Raw genomic sequence first — 22,938 nt, forward strand, 5'->3', positions numbered from 1 at the left:
CGTGACGTACCCCGTCGAGGCGAGCCGCGCCTCCAGGAAATCCCCTGGAAGGAAGCTGTGACGTGCCGGAAACCCAGCGCCCTTTAAGCTTGTTCGGTGAGCGCCCCGCAGACCGACACCACGCCCCGGAACCGCTTCGCGACCGGCCTCGACCGCTTCTTCTCCATCACGCACCGCGGATCGACGATCCCTCGCGAGATCCGGGGCGGCCTCGTCTCCTTCGTGACGATGGCCTACATCGTCATCCTCAACCCGCTCATCCTCGGCGGGTTCAGCCAGGACCAGGCGCCGCAGGACGTCCTCGGCGGCTGGCTGCAGAACGCCCAGGTCGCCGCGGCCACCGGACTCGTCGCCGGGCTCATGACGATCGCGATGGGCCTCATCGCGAACCTGCCGTTCGGCATCGCCGCGGGGCTCGGGATCAACTCGTTCCTCGCCGTCAGCGTCGTGCACCAGGTCACCTGGGCCGAGGCGATGGGCCTCGTCGTCATCAACGGCGTCGTGATCGTGATCCTGGCGTTGACGGGCATCCGGACGATGATCTTCACGGCCGTGCCCGCGCAGCTCAAGGCGGCCATCACCGTCGGCATCGGCCTGTTCATCGCGTTCATCGGCCTGGTCGACTCCGGGTTCGTCCGCACCACGAAGAACGCCTCGCCGCCGCTGCAGCTCGGCGAGGACGGCTCCATCGCAGCACTGCCGACCATCGTCTTCCTGATCGGCCTCGTCATCATCGGCACGCTGATGGCCCGCAAGGTCCGGGGCGCCCTGCTCATCGGCATCGTGGCGACCACGGTCATCGCGATCATCCTGCAGGCGATCTTCAAGGTACCGACCTCGGTCGACTCGCCCACCGGCTGGAACCTCAACGCGCCGGGGCTGCCCTCCGCGCTGTTCGCGGTGCCCGACCTGTCGCTCGTCGGTCACGCGGACGTCTTCGGTGCCTTCACCCGCATCGGCCCCATCGCCGCGTCGATGCTCGTCTTCACCCTCGTCTTCACGAACTTCTTCGACGCCATGGGCACGATGACCGGCCTCGCGAAGGCCGCCGGTGTCGCGAACCCCGACGGCACCTTCCCGCGCCTGAAGTCGGCGCTCGTCGTCGAGGGTGCCGGCGCGATCGCGGGTGGTGGCGCCTCGGTGTCGTCGAACACCGTGTTCATCGACTCCGCCGCCGGCATCGGCGAGGGCGCCCGGACCGGCATGGCCTCCGTCGTCACCGGTCTGCTGTTCCTGGCGTCGATGTTCCTCACGCCGCTCACGCAGGTCGTCCCGCTCGAGGTCGCAGCCGCCGGGCTCGTGGTCGTCGGTGCGCTCATGGTGGCGCAGGTGAAGGACATCGACTGGACCGACTTCGGGGCGGCGCTGCCGGCGTTCCTGACGATCGTGATCATGCCGCTGACCTACTCGATCGCGAACGGCATCGGTGCGGGCTTCATCAGCTGGGTGCTCATCAAGCTGCTGTCCGGTCGCGGCCGTCAGGTGTCGTGGCTGCTGTACGTCGTGGCGGCGGGCTTCCTGCTGTACTTCGCGCGGGGGCCGCTCGAGGTGCTGCTCGGCGTCGGCTGAGGCGCGGCGCGGGCGCTCGCTGCGCTCGCGTTTCGCACAACGAAAGTCGCCCCGAACCACGGACAGTCGTGGTTCGGGGCGACTTGCGTTGTGCGTGGGCACCGTGCCCGGGAGGCGCGGCCTCAGTCCGCCAGGTCGGCCGGCGTCGCCTCGTGGTGGCGTCGGCCCCGGGAGCGCCGGTCCTCCTTCATGCCCGCCTCGAACAGGTGCTTGCGTCCCTGCACGAGCTCGTCCCGCGCGGTCCGTTCGAGCTCCTTCGCGAGGGCGTAGTACCCGTCGTCGTAGTCCTCGACGACCTGGAACGTCCACCGGCCGGCGATGACGTTGCGTCCGACGAGCTCCGAGTCGATGCGGTCCGCCAGCTCAGTGTGGCCGGCGTCCCGGAGCTGCTCGACGGCCTCGCCGAGGTTCAGGTCCGCCATCCCGGTCAGCCGGTGGAACCCGTAGAGCAGTCCGCGGGCGTGCTCGATCACCTCGACCGCTGCCGACAGGGTGCCGAGCGCCTCGACCGTGGCGTCCGAGACCCCCTCGGGCACGCGGTGCTGCTCGTCGGGGCCCTGTGCGTCGTCGTGCGGTGCGTCGTTCGTCATGGGTCCCGTCTACCGGACCGCTGCTCCCACCGCTCCGAGGTGCCTCACTTCGTGGCGTTCGGGTGGTGAGTGTGCACCGCGAGGAGATGGACGACCATCTGCGCTTCGTCGACCGTGAACCACAGCCGAGCACCGCGACGCAGCTCGTACTGCCGGCGGACCCACACCCGCCCGGAGTGCGTCACGGACCCGAGCTCACCACGGAGCGCGTGACACGCGAGGTCCTCGGTCAGCGGGTCGGTCGTCAGGCGTTCCCATGCTGCCGCCACGGCGTTCCGCTGCGTGGCGACGACGTCCCGCCATCCCTGCTCCGCTGCTCGGTTCCCGAAGACGATCGTGTACTCGGTGGTGCGGACCGGCCGCACCACGCCGGAACGACGGGCCACCCGTCAGGGCTTCTCGACGACGACGGGGCTGTCGGTCACCTCGACCTCGGAGGTGTCCCAGCCGGCGGCGATGGCTTCGGCGGAGTTCCGCCATGCCTGCATCTCGAGCAGGAGCCGGCGCGGCTGCCGCAGCGAGAACGAACCCCGTGCGACCTCGACGATCTCCTTCGCGAACCGCTGCTGATCGGCGCGGCTCAGGAGCTTCAGCCACGGGTAGGGGATCGCCAGACGGTCGTGCAGCGGCAACTGCTCGTTGATCGTCACCGCGGCGATGAGCTGCGCGGCGATGTCGAGCACGGCCTCGTCGTCGTCCGAGCGCTCCTTCGTCGTCAGCACGAGCGGCTTGCCGTCGCGACGGGTCACCTCGAGCGGTTCCTGCTCGGCCGCGGCGAACACCTCCTTCGCATGGCGCGAGAGGTCGGAGGACTGCACCGCGCGACGAGGCCGAGACGGTGCGGGAGCAGGGGCGAGGATCGTCACGGATCAAGGCTATTCAGAACGCGTTCTGAACACAAGTGGCCAGGGGTCGGCCGCGGGCGGTACGGTTCGGGCATGACCAGGTGGGTCGCGCTGCTGCGCGGGGTGAACGTCAACGGGATCACGATCAGGAGCGCCGAACTCGCGGCGTTGTTCCGGGAACGCGGGTACCAGGACGTCCGGACCGTCCTCGCCTCCGGGAACGTGGTGTTCGGCTCGGACGGCACGGCCGCCGCCCTGAAGACCGACATCGAGCAGTCGCTCCGGGACCGCTTCGGCTACGACGCCTGGATCGTGCTCGTCCCCCACGACGAGCTCGCCGCCGTCGTGGACGGCTTCCCGTTCCCCGCCGCAGAGGACCACCACGACTACGTCGTGTTCGGCTCCGACGAGGACGCCCTCGACGACCTGCTGGCCGACCTCGAGGTCGACGAGTCCGTCGAGCGCGTCGCACGCGGCGTGGGGGTCGTCTACTGGTCGTGCCCGAAGGGGTCGAGCACGGACACGGTGTTCGCCAAGCGGGCCGGTGCCGCACGCTTCAAGCGGACGACGACGACCCGCAACGCGAACACGCTCCGGAAGCTCCTGTGAGCCGGGGTGGTCTGCACCACGTCGAACTGCGCACCGCCGACCTCGACGCGTCCGGTCCCGCGTGGGACTGGCTCCTGACCGAGCTCGGCCACGAGCCCTTCCAGCGGTGGCCAGACGGGCGGAGCTGGCGGCTCGGCGACCTGTACGTCGTGCTCGAGACCGCCCCGCTGCCGGGCGAGCACGATCGACGACGCCCGGGCCTGAGCCACCTCGCGTTCCACGCCGGTGGCACCGACGACGTGGCCCGGATCTGGGCGGCCGCGCCCGCGCACGGATGGCGACGCCTCTACGAGGACCGCCATCCGCACGCCGGCGGGCCGGATCACCACGCGGCGTTCCTCGAGGACGCCGAACGGTTCAAGGTCGAACTCGTCGCCGACTGAGCGGCGACGACCGGCCGCGGACAGCCACCATCAGGACTGCGGGGGCTGCCCGTTGCTCGCGGTGGTGCCACCGTCGACCGGCAGGATCGCCCCGGTGATGAACGACGCCGCGTCACTCGCCAGGAACAGCACGGCCGCCGCGACCTCGTGCGCACGACCCGCGCGGCCGAGGGCGATCCGCTCCTCGAACTTCTCCTGCAGCTCCTCGTCCTCCGCCTGGTCCTGCGTGAGGTCCGTCCACACGAGCCCGGGCGCCACGGCGTTCACGCGGACGCCGAACTGCCCGTTGTCGAGCGCGGCGGCCTTGGTGAAGTTCGAGACCCCGCCCTTCGCCGCGTTGTAGGGGCTCATCCGCCAGTCCGCGTCCTCGCCGGACACCGACGAGGTGTTCACGATCGACCCCTTCGTGGCCCGGAGGAACGGCAGCGCCGCACGGGTGCCGTAGAACACGCTGGAGAGGTCGGTCTCGATCACGCGGTGCCACTCGTCCGGCGTGATGTCCGTGATGTCGCCGGAGCTGAAGGTGCCGGCGTTGTTCACGAGCACGTCGATGCGGTCGAACCGCTCGATGGCCGTGTCGACGACCCGCTGCCAGTCGGCCGGGCTCGCGACGTCCGCGTGGAGCGCCACGACCCGGTCGCTCGGCAGGCTGTCGCCGACCGCTCGCACCTTCTCGTCGACGCTGTCGGTCAGGACGACGGACGCGCCCTCGTCGACGAACGCCCGCGCGGTCGCCTCGCCGATGCCGGACCCGGCACCCGTGACGATCGCCACCCTGCCCTCGAACCGGTTGCCCATGGTGTCTCCTCTCGTTGCACGATCCGTGCCCGGGGAGACGCCATCGGCCCAGCGGGGCACGGCGAGCCATGGTGCCCGCACCCGCCTGGGCGCGTTCGGAGGGTGTCAGGCGGTCGTGTCGTCCGGCTCCAGGTCGCGGTCGAGCGAGATCGTCGGGATCGACGCCGTGACGACCGATCCGTCGGCACGGAGGGTGCCCTGGATGTCGGCCGTCGTCGGCGCGCGCCCGGACATCCGCGGGCCCTGGTGCGGCAGCGGCACGACGGTCGGCTCACCGGCGGTGACGTCCCACTGCTGGTTGTGCACCCACGCGGTGAACCCGGAGCCCGACTCGACCGTGAAGGTCATGGCGTCCTGCTCGAGGTCGACGCGCACACGCGATCCGCGCACCGTCAGGCGGTAGGTGATCCGCTCCCAGTCCTTCGGCAGCCGCGGGTTGAAGGTCATCCGGCCGCCGTGGTCCCGCATGCCGCCGAACCCGTTCACGACCGCACCCCAGATGCCGCCCGTCGAGGCGATGTGCACCCCGTCGGTCGTGTTGCCGTGCAGGTCGGCGAGGTCGACGTACAGCGCCGTCTGGAAGTACTGCAGCGCGAGGTCGTGGTACCCGACCTCGGCCGCCATGATCGACTGCACGACCGCCGACAGCGTGGAGTCGCCCGTCGTGAGGGCGTCGTAGTAGTCGAAGTCGCGACGCTTCTCGGCAGCGGTGAACTCGTGCCCCTGCAGGAACAGCGCGAGCACGACGTCGGCCTGCTTGAGCACCTGGAACCGGTAGATCACCAGCGGGTGGTAGTGGAGCAGCAGCGGGCGCTTGCTCTCGGGGGTGTTGTCGAGGTCCCAGAGTTCCTTGTCGAGGAACTGGGCGTCCTGCGGGTGGATGCCACGGTGCGGGTCGAACGGGATCTCCATCGACTCGGCCGCGTGCTCCCAGTCGGTGACCTCTTGCGCCTGCAGCCCGGTCCGCCGCACCATGCGCTCGTACTCTTCCGGATCGTCGGCTGCGAGCTCGCGGCAGGCGTTCACGGCGAACCACAGGTTCGCCCGGGCCATCACGTTCGTGTAGAGGTTGTCGTCGACGACCGTCGTGTACTCGTCGGGACCGGTGACGCCGTCGATGTGGAACTTCTTGTCGCCGTTCGACCGCCAGAACCCGAGGTCCTCCCACAGTCGGGCGGTCTCGACGAGGATGTCGATCGCACCGCGCTTGAGGAATTCGCGGTCGTCCGAGGCGCGGACGTACTGCATGAGCGCATGCGCGATGTCCGCGTCGATGTGGTACTGCGCGGTGCCGGCGGCGTAGTAGGCGCTGGACTCCTCGCCGTTGATCGTCCGCCAGGGGAACAGCGCGCCGTGCTGGTTCAGCTCGCGGGCGCGGGACCGAGCTGCGTCGAGCATGTTGTAGCGGAACCGCAGGGCGTTCCGGGCGACGATCGGCGCCGTGTACGACAGGAACGGCAGGACGTAGATCTCCATGTCCCAGAAGTAGTGGCCGCCGTACCCGGAGCCCGTGACGCCCTTCGCCGCGATGCCGTGCCCGTCGGTCCGGGCCGTGGCCTGCGCGAGCATGAACAGGTTCCACCGGACGGCCTGCTGGAGCGCGGGCTGCCCGACGATCTCGACGTCGCTCCGCGCCCAGAAGTCGTCCATCCACTCGGCCTGCCGCGCGAACGCGGCGTCGACGGACTCGGCACGCGAGCGATCGAGGGTCCGCTCGCAGCGGTCGGCGAGTTCGCGCGCCGGGACCCCGCGGGACGTGTGGTAGACCACGTGCTTCGTCAGGCGGATCGGCTGCCCGGCGCGCGCCTGCACGCGGTAGACGTGCTTCGCCAGGTCGTCCTCGATCGACGAGGACTCGTCCCAGCTGTTCTCGGTCTCGAGGTGGTGCTCGACGCCGACGCAGATCGTCATGCCCGAGCTCGCCGCCTGGTACCCGAGCAGCGAACGGCCGCCGGTGCTGCGCTTGAGCTTCGGCTCGAGCACCCGCTCGGTGAACGCCTCGGCCTTGCGCGGGTCGAACGCGTTCGCCGCCGCACGCATCCCCGCGTGGTACTCGTCCTGCACGTCCTGCCGGTTGAGGATCTGGCTCGACAGCAGGATCGAGGCGTCCGCGTCGAGCACGGTCACCTCGTAGTCGATGACCGCCAGGTGCCGGTCCGTGAACGACACCAGCCGCCGCGACCGGATGAGGACGCGCTTGCCCGAGGGTGTCGACCACTCGGTCTCGCGGAACAGGTACCCGCCCCGGAAGTCGAGCCGCCGGGTGTGCCGGAGGATGTCCGCCTCGGCCAGGACGAGCGGTTCGTCGTCGACGTACAGGCGGATCACCTTGGCGTCGGGCGCGTTGATGATCGTCTGCCCGGTCTTCGCGAAGCCGAAGGCGTCCTCGGCGTGGCGGATCGGCCAGGTCTCGTGGAAACCGTTGATGTACGTGCCGTACTGCACGCCGCCACGACCCTCGTCGAGGTTGCCGCGCAGGCCCAGGTACCCGTTGCCGACGGCGAAGTTCGTCTCGGCGACGCCCTGCTCGTCGGGCGCGTACTCGGTCTCGACGAGGGCCCACTCGTCGATCGGGTAGCGGACGCGGTCCAGCGGGTCGGAGGTGATGGGGTTCATGGTGCTCCGTGGGGGAGGAGGGTGTTCGTGGGGAGGGTCGGGAGGGCCTGGAGGCGCGGATCGCCCCGGCCGCTGGCGCCTACGTCGTGCTCGTGGCCGGTTCCGGCAGCTCGTCGACGAGTTCGTCGAGGTCGCCGACCACGACGTCGGCACCGTGCGCCCGGAGCGCGTCGGCCCCGGCTCCGCGATCGACGCCGATGACGAGCCCGAAGGCACCGTTCCGTCCCGCCTCGACCCCGCTCGTGGCGTCCTCGACAACGACGCACTCGGCAGCGGTCAGGCCGAACCGGCTCGCGGCGTCGAGGTAGGTGTCGGGCGCGGGCTTGCCGGCCAGACCGTCTTCGCGGGCGACGAGGCCGTCGACCACCACGGGGAAGCGCTCGAGGATGCCGGCCGTGCGGAGCACCTGCACGGCGTTGGCGGAGCTCGACACGACGGCGACGGACAACCCGGCGTCGATGGCGGCGACGAGGAACCGGAGCGAACCGGGGTAGGGCTCCACCCCGTGCTCGGTCAGCTCGGCCGTGAACTCGGCGTTCTTCCGGTTGCCGAGCCCGCACACCGTGTCGGCGTCCGGCGGGTCGTCCGGGGTGCCCTGCGGCAGGTCGATGCCGCGGGACTCGAGCAAGGAACGCACCCCGTCGTACCGGGGCTTGCCGTCGACGTACGCGAAGTAGTCCTGTTCCGTGTACGGAGCGACGCCGTGCTGGGCGAGGAAAGGCGTGAACAGCCGGCTCCACGCACGCATGTGGACGTCGGCGGTGGGGGTGAGGACACCGTCCAGGTCGAACAGGAGCGCTCGCTGGTCAGCGAGTCGCGCGGGTGTGCGCCGGTCCGGCGTCGTCATGTGCTGCCCTCCGGGGGACGGGGTCGTCGACGTTGCTTCCGGACGAGTCTAGGACCGCTCCAGGACCGGCGTTCAGGCGCGCCGGGCCCCTGTGGAAAGAGTTCACACACTCGTTCGCTGTGCAGGAGGTTCAGCGCAGCGCAGCGCCCGACGGCAGCGTCCGCACCCACTCCTCGATCGCCGAACCGATCTGCTGCCGGGCGTCGGTCCGCGAGATCGTCGCGGTGTCGTCGCCGGGCTGCGCACCGTACGCACCGAAGTCGGCGTGGTTCGCGCCCTGCACCTCGACCGTCATCGCGTTCGACGGCAGCAGGTGCCGCGCGGCGTCGACCTTCTCGGGGGTGGAGAGCCCGTCACGCGACCCCGAGACGCTGAGCACGCTGATGTAGGACTTGCTGATGTCGTTCGCGCAGTAGCTGCCGAGCAGGAGCAGCCCGTCGGCGTCCGGCGCGAGCTGGCACGCGCGCACGCCACCGAGCGAGTGCCCGCCGACCGCCCAGGACCGGACGTCGGGGGCGTGGGACTCGAAGGTCGACAGCGGGCGGGTGTCGAAGAAGGCGAGGTGCAGCGTCGGCTTGGTGATGACGACGGTCGTCCCGCTGGCGACCACCTGCCGGAACGTCGCCATGTACGCGTACGGGTCGACCTTCGCGCCCGGGATGAACACGATGCCCGCGCCGTTCTCGGTGCCGGTCGGCGTCATCACCACGGCGTCCCCGGCGTCCCGGACGGCCACACGGTCGTCCCGCCAGACCTGCAGCGCCGCGCTCCGGGTGCCCTGCATGACGATGTTCGCCCAGACGAGGAACACCACCGCGATCAGCACGATCACGGCGACGACCCACGCGGTCCAGCGGAGTGCTCGGTTCATGGTCTCCCTGCTTCCTGCGGGCGTCGGGCGGTGACGGTGAGCCAGCGCTCGTCGGCACCCGGGCGCGTGGTCTCACGGACGTCGACGTCGGTCCAGCCGGAACGGGTGACGACCTCGGCCAGGGGTCCTGGCGTCCAGTAGGTGAAGTGCCGGGCGAGGTCGAGCTTCCGCGTGCTCCACGCGTCGCCGTCGCCGAGCTTCACGGTGGCGGCCAGCACACCGCCGGGGTGCACGGCGTCGCGGAGCCGCACGAGGACGCCCTCGAGCTCCGTCCGCCCGACGTGCAGCAGCACGGCGTTCGCGAACACGGCGTCGTACGGGCCGCCGAACGCGTCCGAGCGCACGTCGACGAGGCGCGCCTCATGCCCCGCGGACCGCAGCGCGTCCACGAACGACCGCGCTCCGTCGGTCCGGTCGACGACGAGTCCGGCCGCCTCGAGCGCGAGGGCGTCACGCCCCGGGCCCGACCCGAGCTCGAGCACCCGCGCCCCGACCGGGACGAGTGCGAGCAGGTCGTCGACGAGCCCGGCACGGTGGTCGTCGGTGCGCTCGGCGTAGCGGTCGGCCGCACGCTCGTAGGCGTCCAGCGTGCGCTCGGCGGCGAGGTCACGACGCATCACGACCTCGTGCCGACCGTCGGGCAGCGGGTCACCGGGCTCGTCGGTCGCGGTGAAGCCACAGCGCTCGTACGTGCGACGGGCCGTGGCGTTGTCCGGCATGACCGACAGCTCGAGGGTGTCGGCCCCGGCGCTCGCGGCCCAGGTCGCGACCGCACGGATGAGCGCGGCCGCGACCCCTCGGCCGCGGGCGGCGGGGTCGACCCACATCGAGATGAGTTCGGCGGTGCCGGGGTCCTCGCCCGGGACGCCGCTGGCCATGCCGACGACGGAGTCGTCCTCGGCGTGGGCGAGCAGGTCGAGCGCTCCGGGGATCGAGAGGCGGGTCCGCCACCGGTGCTCGGGCGCGTCGGCCCAGTCGGCGAGCGTCGACCCGAAGGCCTCGGGAGCGTCCGCGAGCGCCGCGAGCCGGACCGGCCGCCAGGTCTCCCAGTCATCTGCCGTCACCCGGCGCAGCGCGATCGTCACGCCCCGACGCTACCGCCCGCGGGTGCGAGCCGACCCTGCCGGGCCGACCAGCGCCTCCTGGACCGGATCAGACCGCCGCCGCCTCCGTGACGGCCGCACGCAGCTCCGCCGCCGCGGCTGCGACGTCGTCCGCGCTGTAGATGGCGCTCCCGGCGACGGCGATGATCGCTCCGGACGCCTGCACGGCCGCGATCGACGACGCGTTCACGCCGCCCGCGATCGAGAAGGGGACGCCGGAGGCCTCGCCGGCCTCGAGCAGGGTGGAGAAGGTGAAGCCTTCCTCGGCCTGCTCGTCGAGCCCCGCGTGCACCTCGACGAACTGCGCGCCGAGGGCGACGACCTCACGGGCCCGGGCGGGCTTGTCCGCGACGCCGATGAGGTCGACGACGACGCCCTTGCCGTGCTTCTCGGCAGCGGCGACGGCGCCCGCGATGGTGGAGTCCCCGGCGACGCCGAGGACGGTGACCAGGTCGGCGCCCGCGGCGAACGCGATGTCCGCCTCGAGCTCGCCGGCGTCCATGGTCTTGAGGTCGGCGAACACGGTCTTGTCCGGGTGGGCCTCCTTCATCGCGGTGATGACGGAGAGCCCGGCGCTCTTGATGAGCGGTGTGCCGAGCTCGAGGACGTCGACGCTCGGGGCGGCCTTCGCGGCGAGGTCGAGCGCGGCCTCGGTGGTGAGGGTGTCGATGGCGAACTGGATCTGCATGGGTGTGCCTTTCACTCGAGGTTGGCGTGGCTGGGCCACAGGTCGTCGGCGGAGCGTCCGCTCCGGGTCCACAGGGCGTGGAAGAGTGCGTCGCCGAGCAGGACCACGGCCTGTTCGAAGCGGCTGCCCGCGTACTGCTCGGAGGCGCTGGCCGACCGGTCCGTCTTCGTCGCGGCGGGCACGACGAGGGTGACGGCGGCGAGCGCGCCGAGCGGCGAGTCGTCGGTCGTCGACACGGCGAGCACGTCAGCGCCGACGTCGACCGCGGTGCGCGCCGCCTGGACGATGCCGGTGGTCGTGCCGGAGCCGCTCGCGACGAGCAGGACGTCCCCCGTCCGGATGGCCGGGGTCGTCACCTCGCCGACGACGTGCACGTCGAGTCCGAGGTGCATGAGCCGCATGGCCGTCATCCGCAGCGCGAGGCCGGAGCGGCCGGCCCCGTGGACGAACACGCGCTCGGCACCGCCGAGCAGCTCGAGCGCGGCATCGGTGTCGCCCCGGACCGTCTCGGCGAGGTCGGCGGACTCGCGGACGATCAGGGCGAGGGCGTCGGTCACGGTGTCAGCGGGCATGCCAACGATCGTGGTCGGGACGCGGGTCCGCCGCCGCTACCCGACACGGCGGGGTCCCCGTCCGATCGGGTGGCCCCACCCGCTCGGGTGGGAGTCGTACGGTTGGTCACGTGACCGACAACGCGCGCGACGACGGGACGGCGGCTCCGTCGGCCGTCCAGGAGGCGCGGCGCGACCCCGCAGGACGCCTCGCCGCCGCCGACCACGCGCGCACCGTCGCGGAGCAGGCGGACCGGCACGCACTCACCCTGGAGTCGGTGCTCGCCGTGCTCCGGTCGCCGCGCGTGGGCGACGCGGCCGCCCGTGCCGAGGCCGTCGAGATCGCGTCGGCAGCGCTCGTCGACCTCCGGACCGTGACGGACCGGCAGCGCGGAGCCCTGCTCGAACCGGTCACGGGGGCGTTCTCGCGGCTCCGGGCCGACCTCCGTCCGCTCGTCCGGTTCGGGGACCTCGACGTGCAGTTCGTGGAACCGCCGGCGACCGGTCGAGCACTCCCCGGCGACGTCGCACACAGCGCCCGGGCGATCGTGCGGACGGCGGTGCTCGCCCTCGTGGACGAGGGAGCTGCGCGGCGCGTCCGGATCCAGTGGGACTGCGACGGCCGGAACCTGCTCATGCAGCTCCGCGACGACGGAGCTGGCACGCTCGACGTGCACGACGACACCGTCCGGCCGATCGCCGAGCGGGTCGCGACCCTCGACGGCGAACTGCACGTGGCGTCCACTGCGGGCTGGGGGTCCGTGCTCGACATCGCGATCCCGCTCGACCCGCCGGCGGGGACGCCGGTGTCGTCGGAGGCGTCCGACCTCACGCCGCGGGAGCAGGACGTGCTGCGACTCGTCGCCACCGGGATCGGCAACCGGGAGATCGCCGACGGGCTCGGGATCAGCCCGAACACGGTGAAGTACCACGTGGCGAACCTGCTCCGGAAGCTCGGCGCGCGGACCCGGGCGGAGCTCGCCGCGGTCAGCTCCCGGACACCCTGACACACGGAATATGTTCGTCCGCGATCGAGACGATCGGCGCTCCCCACCAGAAGGAGCACCACCATGACCATCCGCCCTTCCCGCGTCTGCGCCGTCGCCGTCCTCGGCATCGGGCTCGCGATCGCACCCGCCGTCACCGCGACCGCCGCCACCTCCGAGGCCCCGACCTCGCAGTCCCAGACCGCGGCGTCGCTCGCGCCCGTCGGCTCGGTCCGGCTCGAGGCCGGCAAGCAGCTGGTCGGCACCGGCGTCCTCGGTGCCACGGTGACCGTGACGGACGCGAACGACCAGGTCCGCGAGGCCCGGGTCTCGAAGCTCGGCGAGTGGGAGGTGTCGGCGAAGGGCCTCACCGGGCCGCTCGCGATCCGGCAGACCCTGCTCGGCACCGCCTCGACCGTCGTGGCCTTCGGCGACGCGAAGGTCGCCGACGTGCGGGTCACGACCGGCGCCGTCGTCGGGACCGGCACCCCGTCCGCCACGATCATCGTCCGGGATGCGAACGGCACACGGCTCACGACGACCGTCGGTGCCGACGGCTCCTGGTCCGTCCCCTCGGACGGCCTGGTCGCCCAGCTGGTCATCCGGCAGCGCATCCTCGGGCACACCTCGAAGGCCGTGAAGTTCGGTTCGGCTCCGGACGCCCCCGTCGTGTCGTACCGCTCCGGGGACCTGCTCGTCGGCGACGGGACGCGCTTCGCGACGGTCACGGTGACGGACGCGAACGGGGAGACGCGCAGCACCGCGGACGCCGATCGCTGGAAGATCGACGTCAGCGGGCTCACCGGTCCGCTGACCGTCCACCAGAGCCTGCTCGGGCTCGACTCCGAGAAGGTCACCTGGGGCGAGGCACCCGCAGCACCGACCGTCGACTACCGGTCCGGCGACAACCTCGTCGGGTCCGGCGAGCGCTACGCCACCGTCACCATCACCGACGCGAACGGCACCACCCGCACCTCCGGCAACGGCGAGCGCTGGGTCATCGACATCACCGGGCTCACCGGCCCGCTGACCGTCCACCAGACCCTGCTCGGACTCGACTCCGAGGCGGTCACGTACACCCTCTGACACGTGCTCCCACCGTGCCCGGTACCGCTCCCGCGGGTCCGGGCACGGTGGCGGCCGCGATGACCCGTCAGTGGTCCGCGGTGCGGCGGGAGAGCGGGTACCGCCGATCGAGCGCAGGGTGGACGACCGTCGCCATCACGAACCGGGCGAGCACCGCCCCGCCTGCCCAGTAGGCGGGGATCACGAAGATCGCCGATCCCACCCAGGCGCCGGTCCCGATCAGCGCGACGGTGCCGAGCGTCACCACGATCCCGACGCCGGAGTACAGGAACTGCCAACCTCGTTGGGCCGACTCGCGCTGCACCTGCTCACGCTCGGCCCGCTCGTCGAGTCCACGGACCCCCGGGTCGAGCGAAGCGGGTTCCGACTCGACGAACAGGTCCCGCACGGTGACCTCGAGGGCGGCCGCCACCGAGGAGAGCGAATCGAGACTCGCGTCCTTCCCGCTCTCCATTCGTTGCACCGTCCGGACAGCGAGGCCACTCGCTTCCGCCAGCCGTTCCTGGGTCCACCCACGCAGTCGTCGCAGTTCGCCGATCCGCATCTCGCTCATGTCGTGAACTCTACGGAGCAGCCTGCCGACGGACCACGACACGGACACGTCACCTGCACGACAAGGAGACGACATGGACACGACAGCGTGTGTCCGGCCCGCGGAGGCGCTACCCGGCGGGGCTGAAGCGGTACCCCATGCCCGACTCGGTCACCAGGTAGCGCGGGTGTCCCGGGTCCGGCTCGAGCTTCCGCCGCAGCTGCGCCATGTACAGCCGCAGGTACCCGGAGTCGTTGCCGTGCGACGGTCCCCACACGTCGGTGAGGAGCATCTCGCGCGTCATGAGCCGGTCGGGGTTCGTCACGAGGACCTCGAGCAGCCGCCACTCGGTCGGGGTCAGTCGGATGGCCGGACCGGACGGCGGGGTGACCTGCTTCGCGACGAGGTCGACGACGAGGTCCCCGATCGACACCGAGGGCGTCGCACCCGCGGCCGACGCTGCCGCGACCTGCCGCCGTCCGAGCGCCCGGAGTCGGGCGAGCAGCTCGTCCATCTGGAAGGGCTTCGTGACGTAGTCGTCCGCGCCGGCGTCGAGTGCGTCGACCTTGTCCGACGAGTCGGTCCGACCGGAGAGCACGAGCACCGGGACCTGCGACCAGGCCCGGATGCCCTCGAGCACCCCGATGCCGTCGAGCCGGGGCATCCCGAGGTCGAGCAGCACGAGGTCGGGCCGCTCGGTGATGACCGCGTCGATCGCGGCCCGGCCGTCCCGGGCGGTGACGACGTCGTACCCGCGGGCGGCGAGCGTCACGGCGAGCGCCCGGACGAGCTGCACGTCGTCGTCGGCGATCAAGACCTTCATCGCGCACGGCCCTTCATCGGATCTCCACTCCCAGGTGTCCGGCGATCGGCAGCCGCACCACGACGGTGAGTCCGCCGCCGGGGGTGTCGTCGACCTCGATCGTGCCGCCCATGCCCTCGGTGAACCCGCGGGCGAGGGCCAGTCCGAGTCCGAGTCCGGTGTCGTTGTCGGTGTCGCCGAGGCGCTGGAACGGCTGGAACACCTCGTCGACGCGGTCCGACGGGATGCCGGGACCGTGGTCGGCCACCCGGAGCTCGACGCCGCCGCCGAACGCGCTCGCGGCGATGCGGACCCGGGTGTCCTCCGGGGCGTACCGCACGGCGTTGGCGAGGAGGTTCACCACCACGCGCTGCAGCAGCACGGCGTCGGCGAGCACCGGCGGGAGGTCGGCGGGCAGGTCGAGGTCGACGTCGTCCGGACCGAGCTCGAGCTCGTCGAGCGCGGGGGCCACCACCGTCTCGAGGGCGAGCGGCACCGGCGTCACGGCGAGCACCCCGGCCTGCACGCGACTGACGTCCAGCAGGTCCGCCAACAGCACCGCGAGCTGACGCAGGCTCTCGTCGGCGGTGGCGAGCAGCGCCTCCTGGTCGTCCGCCGACAACTCGATGTCCGGCGCCCCCAGCGTCTGCACGGCCGCCGAGGCGGCCGCGATCGGCCGCCGCACGTCGTGGCCGACGGCCGCGAGGATCGCGCTCCGCACCCGGTCCACCGCCGCGATGCGCTCGGCGTCGACAGCCGCGCGGGTGAGGTCGCGGTGCTCGACGGCGGCGTCGAGCTGCTGCTCGACGACGCGCAGCAGTCGGCGCTGGGTCGGGTCGTCGGGGGCGCCCGCGAACTCCAGGACGGCGCCGGACGGGAGGGACGTGGCGGCGTCCGGCGTCTCGCCGAACGTCCCGGACGTGGCCGGCACCTCGTCGCCCTGCCGGATCCGGACGCCGGCGAAGCCGAAGGCCTCGCGCGTCCGGTCGAGCAGCGCCTGCAGGGCGTCGTCGCCACGGAGCACGCTGCCGGCGATCCCCATCAGGAGGCCCGACTCGGCGGCGGCGCGGCGGGCGGCTCGCGATCGACGGGCCGAGCGGTCCACGACGAAGCTCACGAGCACGGCGCTGATGACGTACATGACGAGGGCGACCAGGTGCCACGGCTGCTGCACGGTGACCCGGTGCAGGGGTTGCACGAAGAAGAAGTCGAGGCTCAGCCCGGACAGCACGGCGGCGAAGACGGCCGGCCACATCCCGCCGACGAGCGCCACCACGAGCACGAGCAGCTGGTAGGCGAGCACGTCCACGGTGATCGAGTCGGGGTCGGTGCTGAACGACAGCAGCCAGGTGAGCAGTGGACCGGCGACGAGGGAGAGCACGAACGCGGCGACGATCCGGCCGCGGGACAGGCTGCCGCCGAGCCTCGGCAGGGCGAAGCCACCGCCGGCCCGCTCGTGGGTGACGACGTGGACGTCGATGTCGCCGGACTCGCGGATGACGGTGTTGCCGATGCCCGGGCCCGTGATCGCCGCGGCGAGCCGACTGCGGCGGCTCACCCCGATGACGATCTGCGTCGCGTCGATCGACTTCGCGAACCGCACCAGGGTCGTCGGCACGTCGTCGCCGACCACCTGGTGGTACGTCCCGCCGAGCTGTTCGAGCAGGGTGCGCTGCTTCCCGAGCGCCCCCGGGTGGCGCTCGCGGAGGCCGTCGTTCGTCGTGACGTGCACGGCGGCGAGCTCGCCGCCGGCGCTGCGGGCGGCGATCCGGGCGCCGCGGCGCAGCAGGGTCTCGCCCTCGGGACCGCCGGTCAGGGCGACGAGGACGCGTTCCCGGGTCTCCCACCGGTGGTCGATGCCGTGCTCGGCGCGGTAGGCCTTGAGTGCGTCGTCGACCTCGTCGGCGAGCCAGAGCAGGGCGATCTCGCGCAGGGCGGTGAGGTTGCCGAGCCGGAAGTAGTTCGACAGCGCCGCGTCGATCCGGGTCGCCGGGTAGACGAGCCCGTCCGACAGCCGCTCGCGCAGCGCCGCCGGGGCGAGGTCGACCACCTCGATCTGGTCCGCCGCGCGCACCACGGCGTCCGGGACGGTCTCGCGCTGGACGGTGCCGGTGATCTCGCGGACGACGTCGCCGAGGGACTGCATGTGCTGCACGTTCACGGTGGAGATGACGTCGATCCCGGCGTCCCGCATCGCCTCGACGTCCTGCCAGCGCTTCTCGTTCGTGCTGCCGGGCGCGTTGGTGTGGGCGAGTTCGTCGACGAGGGCGATGTCGGGCCGGCGGGCCAGCACGGCCTCGAGGTCGAGGTCGTCGAGCTGGACGCCGCGGTGCTCCACGATGCGTCGGGGGACGACCTCGAGCCCGTCGACCAGTGTGGCCGTGGCGGCGCGGCCGTGGGTCTCGACGACGGCGACGACCACGTCGCGGCCCTCGGCGCGCAGTCGGTGCCCCTCTTCGAGCATCGTGAACGTCTTGCCGACACCGGGCGCCGCACCGAGCAGGACCCGCAGCTTCCCGCGCTTCACGTGCTCATCCTCTCGCGTCCACCCTTGCTCCACGACCGATCGACTGATATTCTCCCCACAACCGTTCCCATCAAGGCTCGAGCATCAGCTTCCTCAAATCGGGTGGGACTGTCCCGTCCCGCGTCCGTCTCGGACGCGGGACGGTGTTCTTCCCCGCTCACGTTCGTTCCCTGCGCTGTAGTTGCTGCCGGCTTGCCCGAGATCACACGTTCCCCCGATCTCGGAGCCGATCGATGCCAGACCCAACGGTCGCGATGTCCCGCTACCGCCACGCGCAGTTCCGGCAGGCGTTGCAGGCGCAGGGGCTCGATGACTCCGCGTCCTCGGTCTGGCGGGTGCACGACTTCGACAGCTCGCTGCGATCGGTCACGCTCGGTCTGGTCGAGCAGGTCGAACTCGCGCTCCGTGGTCGGCTCGACGTCGCAGCCGGAGCCCGTTTCGGATCGCGCTGGTACGTCGACCCGCGGTCCTTCCGCGCGACGTTCGACCACGGTGCGATGCTCCGCCGCGTTCGATCGGCACTCGAGCACGCGGCCGATCCCGCCGTCGGGTCGGCATGGCGCGAGCGGCGGTTCGAACGCGTCCCGTTCGGGATGCTCGCCGAAGCGCTCAGCCTCGGCGAACTGTCCCGGATCGCCGCAGGTGTCGAGCCGGCCACCCGCGACGAGATCGCCGCAGCGTTCCGGCTCCCACCTGCGACGCTCCGCCCCTGCCTGCAGCACCTGACGCACGTGCGCAACTGCTGCGCGCACCACACGCGGATCTGGGCCCGGAAGTTCCGGATCCCGCCGCCGACGTTCGGCTCCCCACCCGACCTCGTCGCACGACTGTCGAGCCTGCCGAAGCGGACCCCGGTGCACTCGCTCGAGCTCCTGGCCCACCTCGCCGAGACGGTCGGACCGTGCGACCGCCACGCCGCAGCCGTCCGGCGCCTCGTCGACGAGCACGACGACCTGGTCGTCGGCATCGGCGGGCGGCCGACTTGGGCAGCGGCGTGACGGCACGGTCAGGACGCCTTCGCGAGCGCCAGGTTCAGCTCGAGCACGTTCACCACGGGCTCCCCGAGGAACCCGAGCTGCCGCGCCTCGGTGTGCTGCTCCACGAGCGTGCGCACCGCCGACTCCGACATCCCCCGAGCAGCGGCCACGCGGGACACCTGCTGCAGCGCGTACTCCGGGCTGATGTCCGGGTCGAGGCCGGAGCCCGACGCCGTCACCGCGTCCGCCGGCACCTCGGAGGCGGGCACCCCGTCGGCCTTCGCGACCGCCGCACGCCGCTCCTGCACGCTGCGGAGGAGGTCGGGGTTCGACGGCCCGAGGTTCGACCCGCTCGACGCCCCGGCGTCGTAGCCCTTCTCCCCCGCGGCGCTCGGCCGCGACTGGAACCACCGGTCGGCTCCGCGGCCGTCGAACGACTGCCCGATGAGCGACGACCCGACGACGGTGCCGTCCGACGACGTCACCATCGAGCCGTTCGCCTGGTCGTGGAACGCGGCCTGGCCGACGCCCCACACCGCGAGCGGGTAGGCGATGCCGAGCACCACGGTGCTGAGGAGGGTGAGCCGGACGGCCACCCCGAGGGAGCGGAACGAGGAACGAGATGCAGACGTCATGAGGAGAACCCCGGGATGAGACCGACCACGAGGTCGATGAGCTTGATGCCGATGAAGGGGACGACCACGCCGCCGAGCCCGTAGAGGAGCAGGTTCCGGCCGAGGATCGACGATGCCGAGGCGGCGCGGTAGGCGACGCCACGGAGGGACAGCGGGATGAGCGCCACGATCACGAGCGCGTTGAAGATGACGGCGCTGAGGATCGCGGACGCGGGACTGTGCAGCCCCATGACGTTGAGCGCGGCGAGCCCGGGGAACGCCATCTGGAACATCGCGGGGATGATCGCGAAGTACTTGGCGATGTCGTTCGCGATCGAGAACGTCGTGAGCGCCCCGCGGGTGATGAGCAGCTGCTTGCCGATCCGGACGACGTCGATGAGCTTCGTCGGGTCCGAGTCGAGGTCGACCATGTTGCCGGCCTCCTTCGCCGCGGTCGTCCCGGTGTTCATCGCCACGCCGACGTCCGCCTGCGCCAGGGCCGGGGCGTCGTTCGTGCCGTCACCGGTCATCGCGACGAGGTTGCCGCCCTCCTGTTCCTTGCGGATCAGGGCGAGCTTGTCCTCGGGGGTGGCCTCGGCGAGGAAGTCGTCCACACCGGCCTCGGCGGCGATCGCCTTCGCGGTGCGCGGGTTGTCGCCGGTGATCATCACCGTGCGGATCCCCATCTCGCGCAGCTCGGCGAACCGTGCCGCCATGCCGTCCTTGACGACGTCCTTGAGGTGGACGACCCCGAGCAGCGTGACCGCACCGGAGGGTGCGCGGCGTCCGACGACGAGCGGGGTACCGCCCTGGTCCGAGACCTCGACGACCGTGGCGTCGATGGCCTGCGCGACCGCATCGGGAACACCGGCTGAACCGGTTGCAGCCCAGGCGAGCACTGCCGACGCGGCACCCTTGCGCACGGAGCTGCCGTCGGGCAGGTCGACGCCGGACATGCGCGTCTGTGCCGTGAAGGGCACCTCGACGGCACCGGCGGGGAGGTCCGGGGCGACGCCCGCTCCCGCGGCGAGGTCGACGATGGACCGTCCCTCGGGGGTCCCGTCCGCGGCAGACGACAGGGCAGCCGCCTCCATCAGGGCCGGCTCCGTGACACCGGGGACCGGCACCACGCGCGACGCCCGACGGTTGCCGTACGTGATCGTCCCGGTCTTGTCGAGCAGCAGGGTCGTGATGTCCCCGGCGGCCTCGACCGCACGGCCGGACATCGCCAGGACGTTGTGCTGCACGAGTCGGTCCATGCCCGCGATGCCGATCGCGGAGAGCAGCGCACCGATCGTCGTCGGGATGAGGCAGACGAGCAGGGCGATGAGCACCGGCACGCTCACGGTCGCCCCGACGAGCCCGGCGATCGGCTGCATCGTCAGGCAGACGATCACGAACACGATCGACAGCGAGGCGAGCAGGATGTTCAGCGCGATCTCGTTCGGCGTCTTCTGCCGGGCGGCACCCTCGACGAGCCGGATCATCCGGTCGATGAAGGTCTCACCGGGGGTCGACGTGATGCGCACGACGATGCGGTCCGAGAGCACCCGGGTGCCGCCGGTGACGGCACTCCGGTCGCCGCCGGACTCGCGGATGACCGGGGCGGACTCACCGGTCACGGCCGACTCGTCGACGGACGCGATGCCGTCCACGACGTCGCCGTCGCCCGGGATCACCTCGCCCGCGACGACGACCACGACGTCGCCCTTGGCGAGGTCGACGGACGCGACCTCCTCGGTCTCGTTGCCGGTCGCCGCCGCGTCGGACCGGTCGTACCGGAGCACCCGACGGGCACTCGTGGTCGAGCGGGTCTTCCGCAGCGTGTCGGCCTGCGCCTTGCCCCGGCCCTCGGCCACCGACTCCGCGAGGTTCGCGAAGACGACGGTGAGCCAGAGCCACACGGCGATGGAGATGGTGAACGCGGACGGCTCGACGACGGCTGCTGCCGTCGTCAGCGCGGCGCCGACCTCGACGATGAACATGACGGGGTTCCGCCACATCAGTCGCGGGTCGAGTTTGCGCAGGGCACCCGGGAGGCCCGCCACGAGTTGACGGGGTCCGAAGGCGGACGAGCGTGTGGCCGGCCTGGAGGCGCTGGTCGCCTCGTGCTCGGAGGTCGCGGTGGTCATGGTCTCGGCTTTCATCGGGCGAGGGCTTCTGCGAGCGGTCCCAGTGCGAGCACCGGGAAGTAGGTGAGTGCGGTCACGACGACGGCGACGCCGCCGAGCAGGACGATGAACAGCGGCCGGTGCGTGGGCAGCGTGCCGACGGTCTCCGGCACCCGGTCCTGGGTCGCGAGGGATCCGGCGAGCGCCAGCACGAACACCATCGGGACGAACCGGCCGAGCAGCATCACGACGCCGAGCGCGGAGTTCATCCACGTCGTGTTCGCCGTCAGGCCGCCGAACGCCGAGCCGTTGTTGTTCGCGCCCGAGGTGAAGGCGTAGAGGAGCTCGGACAGGCCGTGGTTGCCCGGGTTGAAGATCGACGTGCCGACGACCTGCTCGCGGACGCCCGGGAGCACCAGGGACAGGCCGGTGCCGAGGAGCACCAGGGTCGGGGTGACGAGGATGTAGAGCGACGCGAAGGTCATCTCGCGGGCCCGGATCTTCTTGCCGAGGTACTCGGGGGTCCGACCGACGAGCAGCCCGCCGATGAACACCGTGATGACCGCGAGCACGAGCATCCCGTACAGCCCGGAGCCGACGCCGCCGGGGGTGACCTCGCCGAGCATCATGTTGACGAGCGCCATCATCCCGCCGATCGGCGTGAAGCTGTCGAACATGCCGTTCACGGCGCCGGTCGACGTCGCGGTCGAGGTCGTCCCGAAGAGCGTCGTGCCGAGGATGCCGAACCGCACCTCCTTGCCCTCCATGGCGGCCCCGGCGGCGTGGGTCGCGCTGCCGCCGCCACCGAGCTCGGCGATCGACATCACCGAGAGCGAGACGAGGAAGATCGCGCCCATCACGGCGAGGATCGCGTAGCCCTGACGGTCGTCGTCCACCATGCGGCCGAACGTGCGCGGCAGCGAGAACGGGATGACGAGCATGAGGAAGACCTCGACGAGGTTCGTCCACGCCTGGGGGTTCTCGAACGGGTGCGCCGAGTTCGCGTTGAAGTAGCCGCCGCCGTTCGTGCCGAGTTCCTTGATGGCCTCCTGCGAGGCGACGAACCCGTCCGGGATGTGCTGCGTCCCGCCGATCAGGGTCGTGACGTCGGTGCCGCTCCCCCACGACTGGATGACACCACCGGCGACGAGCACGATCGCGAACACGAACGCTCCCGGCAGCAGGAGCCGGCCGGTCCCGCGGACGACGTCCACCCAGACGTTGCCGAGCGTGCCGGAGCGTCGACGGGCGAAGCCGCGGACGAGCGCCACGGCGACGGCGAGCCCGACCGCCGCGGAGAGGAAGTTCTGCACCGCGAGGCCGGCCATCTGCACCGTGTACCCGACGGTGACCTCGGGCGAGTACGACTGCCAGTTCGTGTTCGCGACGAACGACGCCGCCGTGTTGAACGCGAGCGACGGCCCGACGTTCGGCAGCCCGAGGTCGCCGGGCAGCACGACCTGGATGCGCTGCAGGAGGTACACGAGCAGCAGCCCCACGGCACTGAAGAGCAGCACGCCGCGCAGGTACGCGGGCCACGACTGCTCAGCGTCGGGGTCGACGCCGATCACCCGGTAGACCCCGCGCTCGATCCGGCTGTGCCGCGTCGGCGTGAACACCCGCGCCATCCAGTCGCCGAGCGGCCGGTAGGCGACGACGAGCAGCAGCACGAGGGTGGCGACCTGGACGATCCCGGCCCACGTGTCCGCGGTGCTCATCAGAACTTCTCCGGGCGCACGAGGGCCCAGACGAGGTACACGAGCGAGGCGACGCCGAGGACGGCGGCGGCGATGGTGATGACGATCACAGCCGTTCCACCGCCTTGGCGATGAG

The 22,938-nt window shown here is 71.6% G+C and carries 23 protein-coding genes; 6 read left to right on the top strand and 17 right to left on the bottom strand.

Going from position 1 to position 22,938, the window contains the following annotated elements:
- Window positions 1-96: 96 nt before the first annotated feature.
- A complete protein-coding gene (locus ACIPEP_RS07140) occupies window positions 97-1,569 on the top strand; it encodes an NCS2 family permease (RefSeq protein ID WP_071295179.1) in 1,473 nt (490 codons plus the stop codon).
- A 122-nt stretch (window positions 1,570-1,691) separates the two neighbouring features.
- Here the strand turns inward: ACIPEP_RS07140 and ACIPEP_RS07145 are convergent, their stop codons facing one another.
- The 3 genes from ACIPEP_RS07145 to ACIPEP_RS07155 are packed head-to-tail and all read right to left on the bottom strand — an operon-like array spanning window position 1,692 to window position 3,025.
- The gene (locus ACIPEP_RS07145) at window positions 1,692-2,159 is read right to left on the bottom strand and encodes a hypothetical protein (RefSeq protein ID WP_070417626.1); all 468 of its coding nucleotides are present in this window, start codon (window positions 2,157-2,159) and stop codon (window positions 1,692-1,694) included.
- Between the two features lie 44 nt (window positions 2,160-2,203).
- Window positions 2,204-2,545, bottom strand: coding sequence for a hypothetical protein (locus ACIPEP_RS07150; protein ID WP_070417625.1), 342 nt, complete (start codon window positions 2,543-2,545; stop codon window positions 2,204-2,206).
- Window positions 2,546-2,548: 3 nt separating this feature from the next.
- The gene (locus ACIPEP_RS07155) at window positions 2,549-3,025 is read right to left on the bottom strand and encodes a prevent-host-death protein (RefSeq protein ID WP_336698678.1); all 477 of its coding nucleotides are present in this window, start codon (window positions 3,023-3,025) and stop codon (window positions 2,549-2,551) included.
- Window positions 3,026-3,097: 72 nt separating this feature from the next.
- Here ACIPEP_RS07155 and ACIPEP_RS07160 point away from each other — a divergent pair, with 72 nt between their 5' ends.
- On the top strand, window positions 3,098-3,613 hold the full coding sequence (locus ACIPEP_RS07160) for a DUF1697 domain-containing protein (RefSeq protein ID WP_402716855.1): 516 nt from the start codon (window positions 3,098-3,100) through the stop codon (window positions 3,611-3,613).
- A complete protein-coding gene (locus tag ACIPEP_RS07165; RefSeq protein WP_070417622.1) occupies window positions 3,610-3,996 on the top strand; it encodes a VOC family protein in 387 nt (128 codons plus the stop codon). Before ACIPEP_RS07160 ends, ACIPEP_RS07165 begins: the two co-directional genes overlap by 4 nt.
- A gap of 30 nt (window positions 3,997-4,026) precedes the next feature.
- Here ACIPEP_RS07165 and ACIPEP_RS07170 read toward each other — a convergent pair whose 3' ends face one another.
- The 7 genes from ACIPEP_RS07170 to hxlB form a co-directional block, all read right to left on the bottom strand.
- Window positions 4,027-4,794, bottom strand: a complete 768-nt coding sequence (locus ACIPEP_RS07170; RefSeq protein WP_070417621.1) for an SDR family NAD(P)-dependent oxidoreductase — start codon at window positions 4,792-4,794, stop codon at window positions 4,027-4,029.
- 105 nt (window positions 4,795-4,899) lie between these two features.
- The gene (locus ACIPEP_RS07175) at window positions 4,900-7,410 is read right to left on the bottom strand and encodes a glycoside hydrolase family 65 protein (RefSeq protein WP_071295176.1); all 2,511 of its coding nucleotides are present in this window, start codon (window positions 7,408-7,410) and stop codon (window positions 4,900-4,902) included.
- Between the two features lie 79 nt (window positions 7,411-7,489).
- Window positions 7,490-8,257 carry an HAD family phosphatase gene (locus ACIPEP_RS07180; RefSeq protein ID WP_092385370.1) on the bottom strand — a complete coding sequence of 256 codons (768 nt, stop codon included), beginning with the start codon at window positions 8,255-8,257 and terminating at the stop codon, window positions 7,490-7,492.
- Between the two features lie 130 nt (window positions 8,258-8,387).
- Window positions 8,388-9,128: an alpha/beta hydrolase gene (locus ACIPEP_RS07185; protein ID WP_402716856.1), complete on the bottom strand. Its 741-nt coding sequence runs from the start codon at window positions 9,126-9,128 to the stop codon at window positions 8,388-8,390.
- Window positions 9,125-10,213 carry a GNAT family N-acetyltransferase gene (locus tag ACIPEP_RS07190; RefSeq protein WP_402716857.1) on the bottom strand — a complete coding sequence of 363 codons (1,089 nt, stop codon included), beginning with the start codon at window positions 10,211-10,213 and terminating at the stop codon, window positions 9,125-9,127. The genes ACIPEP_RS07185 and ACIPEP_RS07190 overlap by 4 nt, the downstream gene beginning before the upstream one ends.
- A 67-nt stretch (window positions 10,214-10,280) precedes the next feature.
- A complete protein-coding gene (hxlA, locus tag ACIPEP_RS07195; RefSeq protein ID WP_070417617.1) occupies window positions 10,281-10,919 on the bottom strand; it encodes a 3-hexulose-6-phosphate synthase in 639 nt (212 codons plus the stop codon).
- A gap of 11 nt (window positions 10,920-10,930) precedes the next feature.
- On the bottom strand, window positions 10,931-11,491 hold the full coding sequence (gene hxlB, locus ACIPEP_RS07200) for a 6-phospho-3-hexuloisomerase (RefSeq protein ID WP_402716858.1): 561 nt from the start codon (window positions 11,489-11,491) through the stop codon (window positions 10,931-10,933).
- Between the two features lie 110 nt (window positions 11,492-11,601).
- On the opposite strand from hxlB, the gene ACIPEP_RS07205 reads away from it, so the two are divergent.
- Both ACIPEP_RS07205 and ACIPEP_RS07210 read left to right on the top strand, forming a co-directional pair.
- Window positions 11,602-12,477: a LuxR C-terminal-related transcriptional regulator gene (locus tag ACIPEP_RS07205; RefSeq protein WP_402716859.1), complete on the top strand. Its 876-nt coding sequence runs from the start codon at window positions 11,602-11,604 to the stop codon at window positions 12,475-12,477.
- A gap of 63 nt (window positions 12,478-12,540) precedes the next feature.
- A complete protein-coding gene (locus ACIPEP_RS07210; protein ID WP_402716860.1) occupies window positions 12,541-13,542 on the top strand; it encodes a hypothetical protein in 1,002 nt (333 codons plus the stop codon).
- A 67-nt stretch (window positions 13,543-13,609) separates the two neighbouring features.
- Here ACIPEP_RS07210 and ACIPEP_RS07215 read toward each other — a convergent pair whose 3' ends face one another.
- From ACIPEP_RS07215 to ACIPEP_RS07225, 3 genes are all read right to left on the bottom strand, one after another.
- Complete coding sequence (locus tag ACIPEP_RS07215) at window positions 13,610-14,095, bottom strand: helix-turn-helix domain-containing protein (protein ID WP_402716861.1); 486 nt, start codon at window positions 14,093-14,095, stop codon at window positions 13,610-13,612.
- A gap of 109 nt (window positions 14,096-14,204) precedes the next feature.
- Window positions 14,205-14,897, bottom strand: coding sequence for a response regulator (locus ACIPEP_RS07220; RefSeq protein ID WP_402716862.1), 693 nt, complete (start codon window positions 14,895-14,897; stop codon window positions 14,205-14,207).
- Between the two features lie 13 nt (window positions 14,898-14,910).
- Window positions 14,911-17,403 (bottom strand): ATP-binding protein, encoded by a 2,493-nt coding sequence (locus ACIPEP_RS07225; RefSeq protein WP_402716863.1) that lies wholly within the window; start codon window positions 17,401-17,403, stop codon window positions 14,911-14,913.
- 233 nt (window positions 17,404-17,636) lie between these two features.
- Here ACIPEP_RS07225 and ACIPEP_RS07230 point away from each other — a divergent pair, with 233 nt between their 5' ends.
- Window positions 17,637-18,401 (top strand): Abi family protein, encoded by a 765-nt coding sequence (locus ACIPEP_RS07230; RefSeq protein ID WP_402716864.1) that lies wholly within the window; start codon window positions 17,637-17,639, stop codon window positions 18,399-18,401.
- Window positions 18,402-18,409: 8 nt separating this feature from the next.
- On the opposite strand, the gene kdpC is transcribed toward ACIPEP_RS07230, so the two are convergent.
- The 4 genes from kdpC to kdpF are packed head-to-tail and all read right to left on the bottom strand — an operon-like array spanning window position 18,410 to window position 22,912.
- The gene (gene kdpC, locus ACIPEP_RS07235; RefSeq protein ID WP_402716865.1) at window positions 18,410-19,015 is read right to left on the bottom strand and encodes a potassium-transporting ATPase subunit KdpC; all 606 of its coding nucleotides are present in this window, start codon (window positions 19,013-19,015) and stop codon (window positions 18,410-18,412) included.
- On the bottom strand, window positions 19,012-21,126 hold the full coding sequence (gene kdpB / locus ACIPEP_RS07240; RefSeq protein WP_402716866.1) for a potassium-transporting ATPase subunit KdpB: 2,115 nt from the start codon (window positions 21,124-21,126) through the stop codon (window positions 19,012-19,014). The genes kdpC and kdpB overlap by 4 nt, the downstream gene beginning before the upstream one ends.
- Window positions 21,127-21,137: 11 nt before the next feature.
- A complete protein-coding gene (kdpA, locus tag ACIPEP_RS07245; protein WP_261646722.1) occupies window positions 21,138-22,823 on the bottom strand; it encodes a potassium-transporting ATPase subunit KdpA in 1,686 nt (561 codons plus the stop codon).
- Window positions 22,823-22,912 carry a K(+)-transporting ATPase subunit F gene (kdpF, locus tag ACIPEP_RS07250; protein ID WP_070417610.1) on the bottom strand — a complete coding sequence of 30 codons (90 nt, stop codon included), beginning with the start codon at window positions 22,910-22,912 and terminating at the stop codon, window positions 22,823-22,825. The genes kdpA and kdpF overlap by 1 nt, the downstream gene beginning before the upstream one ends.
- Window positions 22,913-22,938 lie beyond the last annotated feature (26 nt).

This window comes from Curtobacterium sp. NPDC087082, assembly GCF_044745045.1.
In the GTDB taxonomy this organism is placed as follows: Bacteria; Actinomycetota; Actinomycetes; order Actinomycetales; family Microbacteriaceae; genus Curtobacterium.

Coding starts and splice junctions, on each gene's coding strand:
- kdpB (WP_402716866.1), bottom strand. CDS start 21,126: ATGACCACCGCGACCTCCGAGCACGAGGCGACCAGCGCCTCCAGGCCG.
- ACIPEP_RS07185 (WP_402716856.1), bottom strand. CDS start 9,128: ATGAACCGAGCACTCCGCTGGACCGCGTGGGTCGTCGCCGTGATCGTG.
- ACIPEP_RS07230 (WP_402716864.1), top strand. CDS start 17,637: ATGCCAGACCCAACGGTCGCGATGTCCCGCTACCGCCACGCGCAGTTC.
- ACIPEP_RS07175 (WP_071295176.1), bottom strand. CDS start 7,410: ATGAACCCCATCACCTCCGACCCGCTGGACCGCGTCCGCTACCCGATC.
- kdpC (WP_402716865.1), bottom strand. CDS start 19,015: ATGACGTCTGCATCTCGTTCCTCGTTCCGCTCCCTCGGGGTGGCCGTC.
- hxlB (WP_402716858.1), bottom strand. CDS start 11,491: ATGCCCGCTGACACCGTGACCGACGCCCTCGCCCTGATCGTCCGCGAG.
- ACIPEP_RS07180 (WP_092385370.1), bottom strand. CDS start 8,257: ATGACGACGCCGGACCGGCGCACACCCGCGCGACTCGCTGACCAGCGA.
- ACIPEP_RS07160 (WP_402716855.1), top strand. CDS start 3,098: ATGACCAGGTGGGTCGCGCTGCTGCGCGGGGTGAACGTCAACGGGATC.
- ACIPEP_RS07170 (WP_070417621.1), bottom strand. CDS start 4,794: ATGGGCAACCGGTTCGAGGGCAGGGTGGCGATCGTCACGGGTGCCGGG.
- ACIPEP_RS07215 (WP_402716861.1), bottom strand. CDS start 14,095: ATGAGCGAGATGCGGATCGGCGAACTGCGACGACTGCGTGGGTGGACC.
- kdpA (WP_261646722.1), bottom strand. CDS start 22,823: ATGAGCACCGCGGACACGTGGGCCGGGATCGTCCAGGTCGCCACCCTC.
- ACIPEP_RS07145 (WP_070417626.1), bottom strand. CDS start 2,159: ATGACGAACGACGCACCGCACGACGACGCACAGGGCCCCGACGAGCAG.
- ACIPEP_RS07210 (WP_402716860.1), top strand. CDS start 12,541: ATGACCATCCGCCCTTCCCGCGTCTGCGCCGTCGCCGTCCTCGGCATC.
- hxlA (WP_070417617.1), bottom strand. CDS start 10,919: ATGCAGATCCAGTTCGCCATCGACACCCTCACCACCGAGGCCGCGCTC.
- ACIPEP_RS07220 (WP_402716862.1), bottom strand. CDS start 14,897: ATGAAGGTCTTGATCGCCGACGACGACGTGCAGCTCGTCCGGGCGCTC.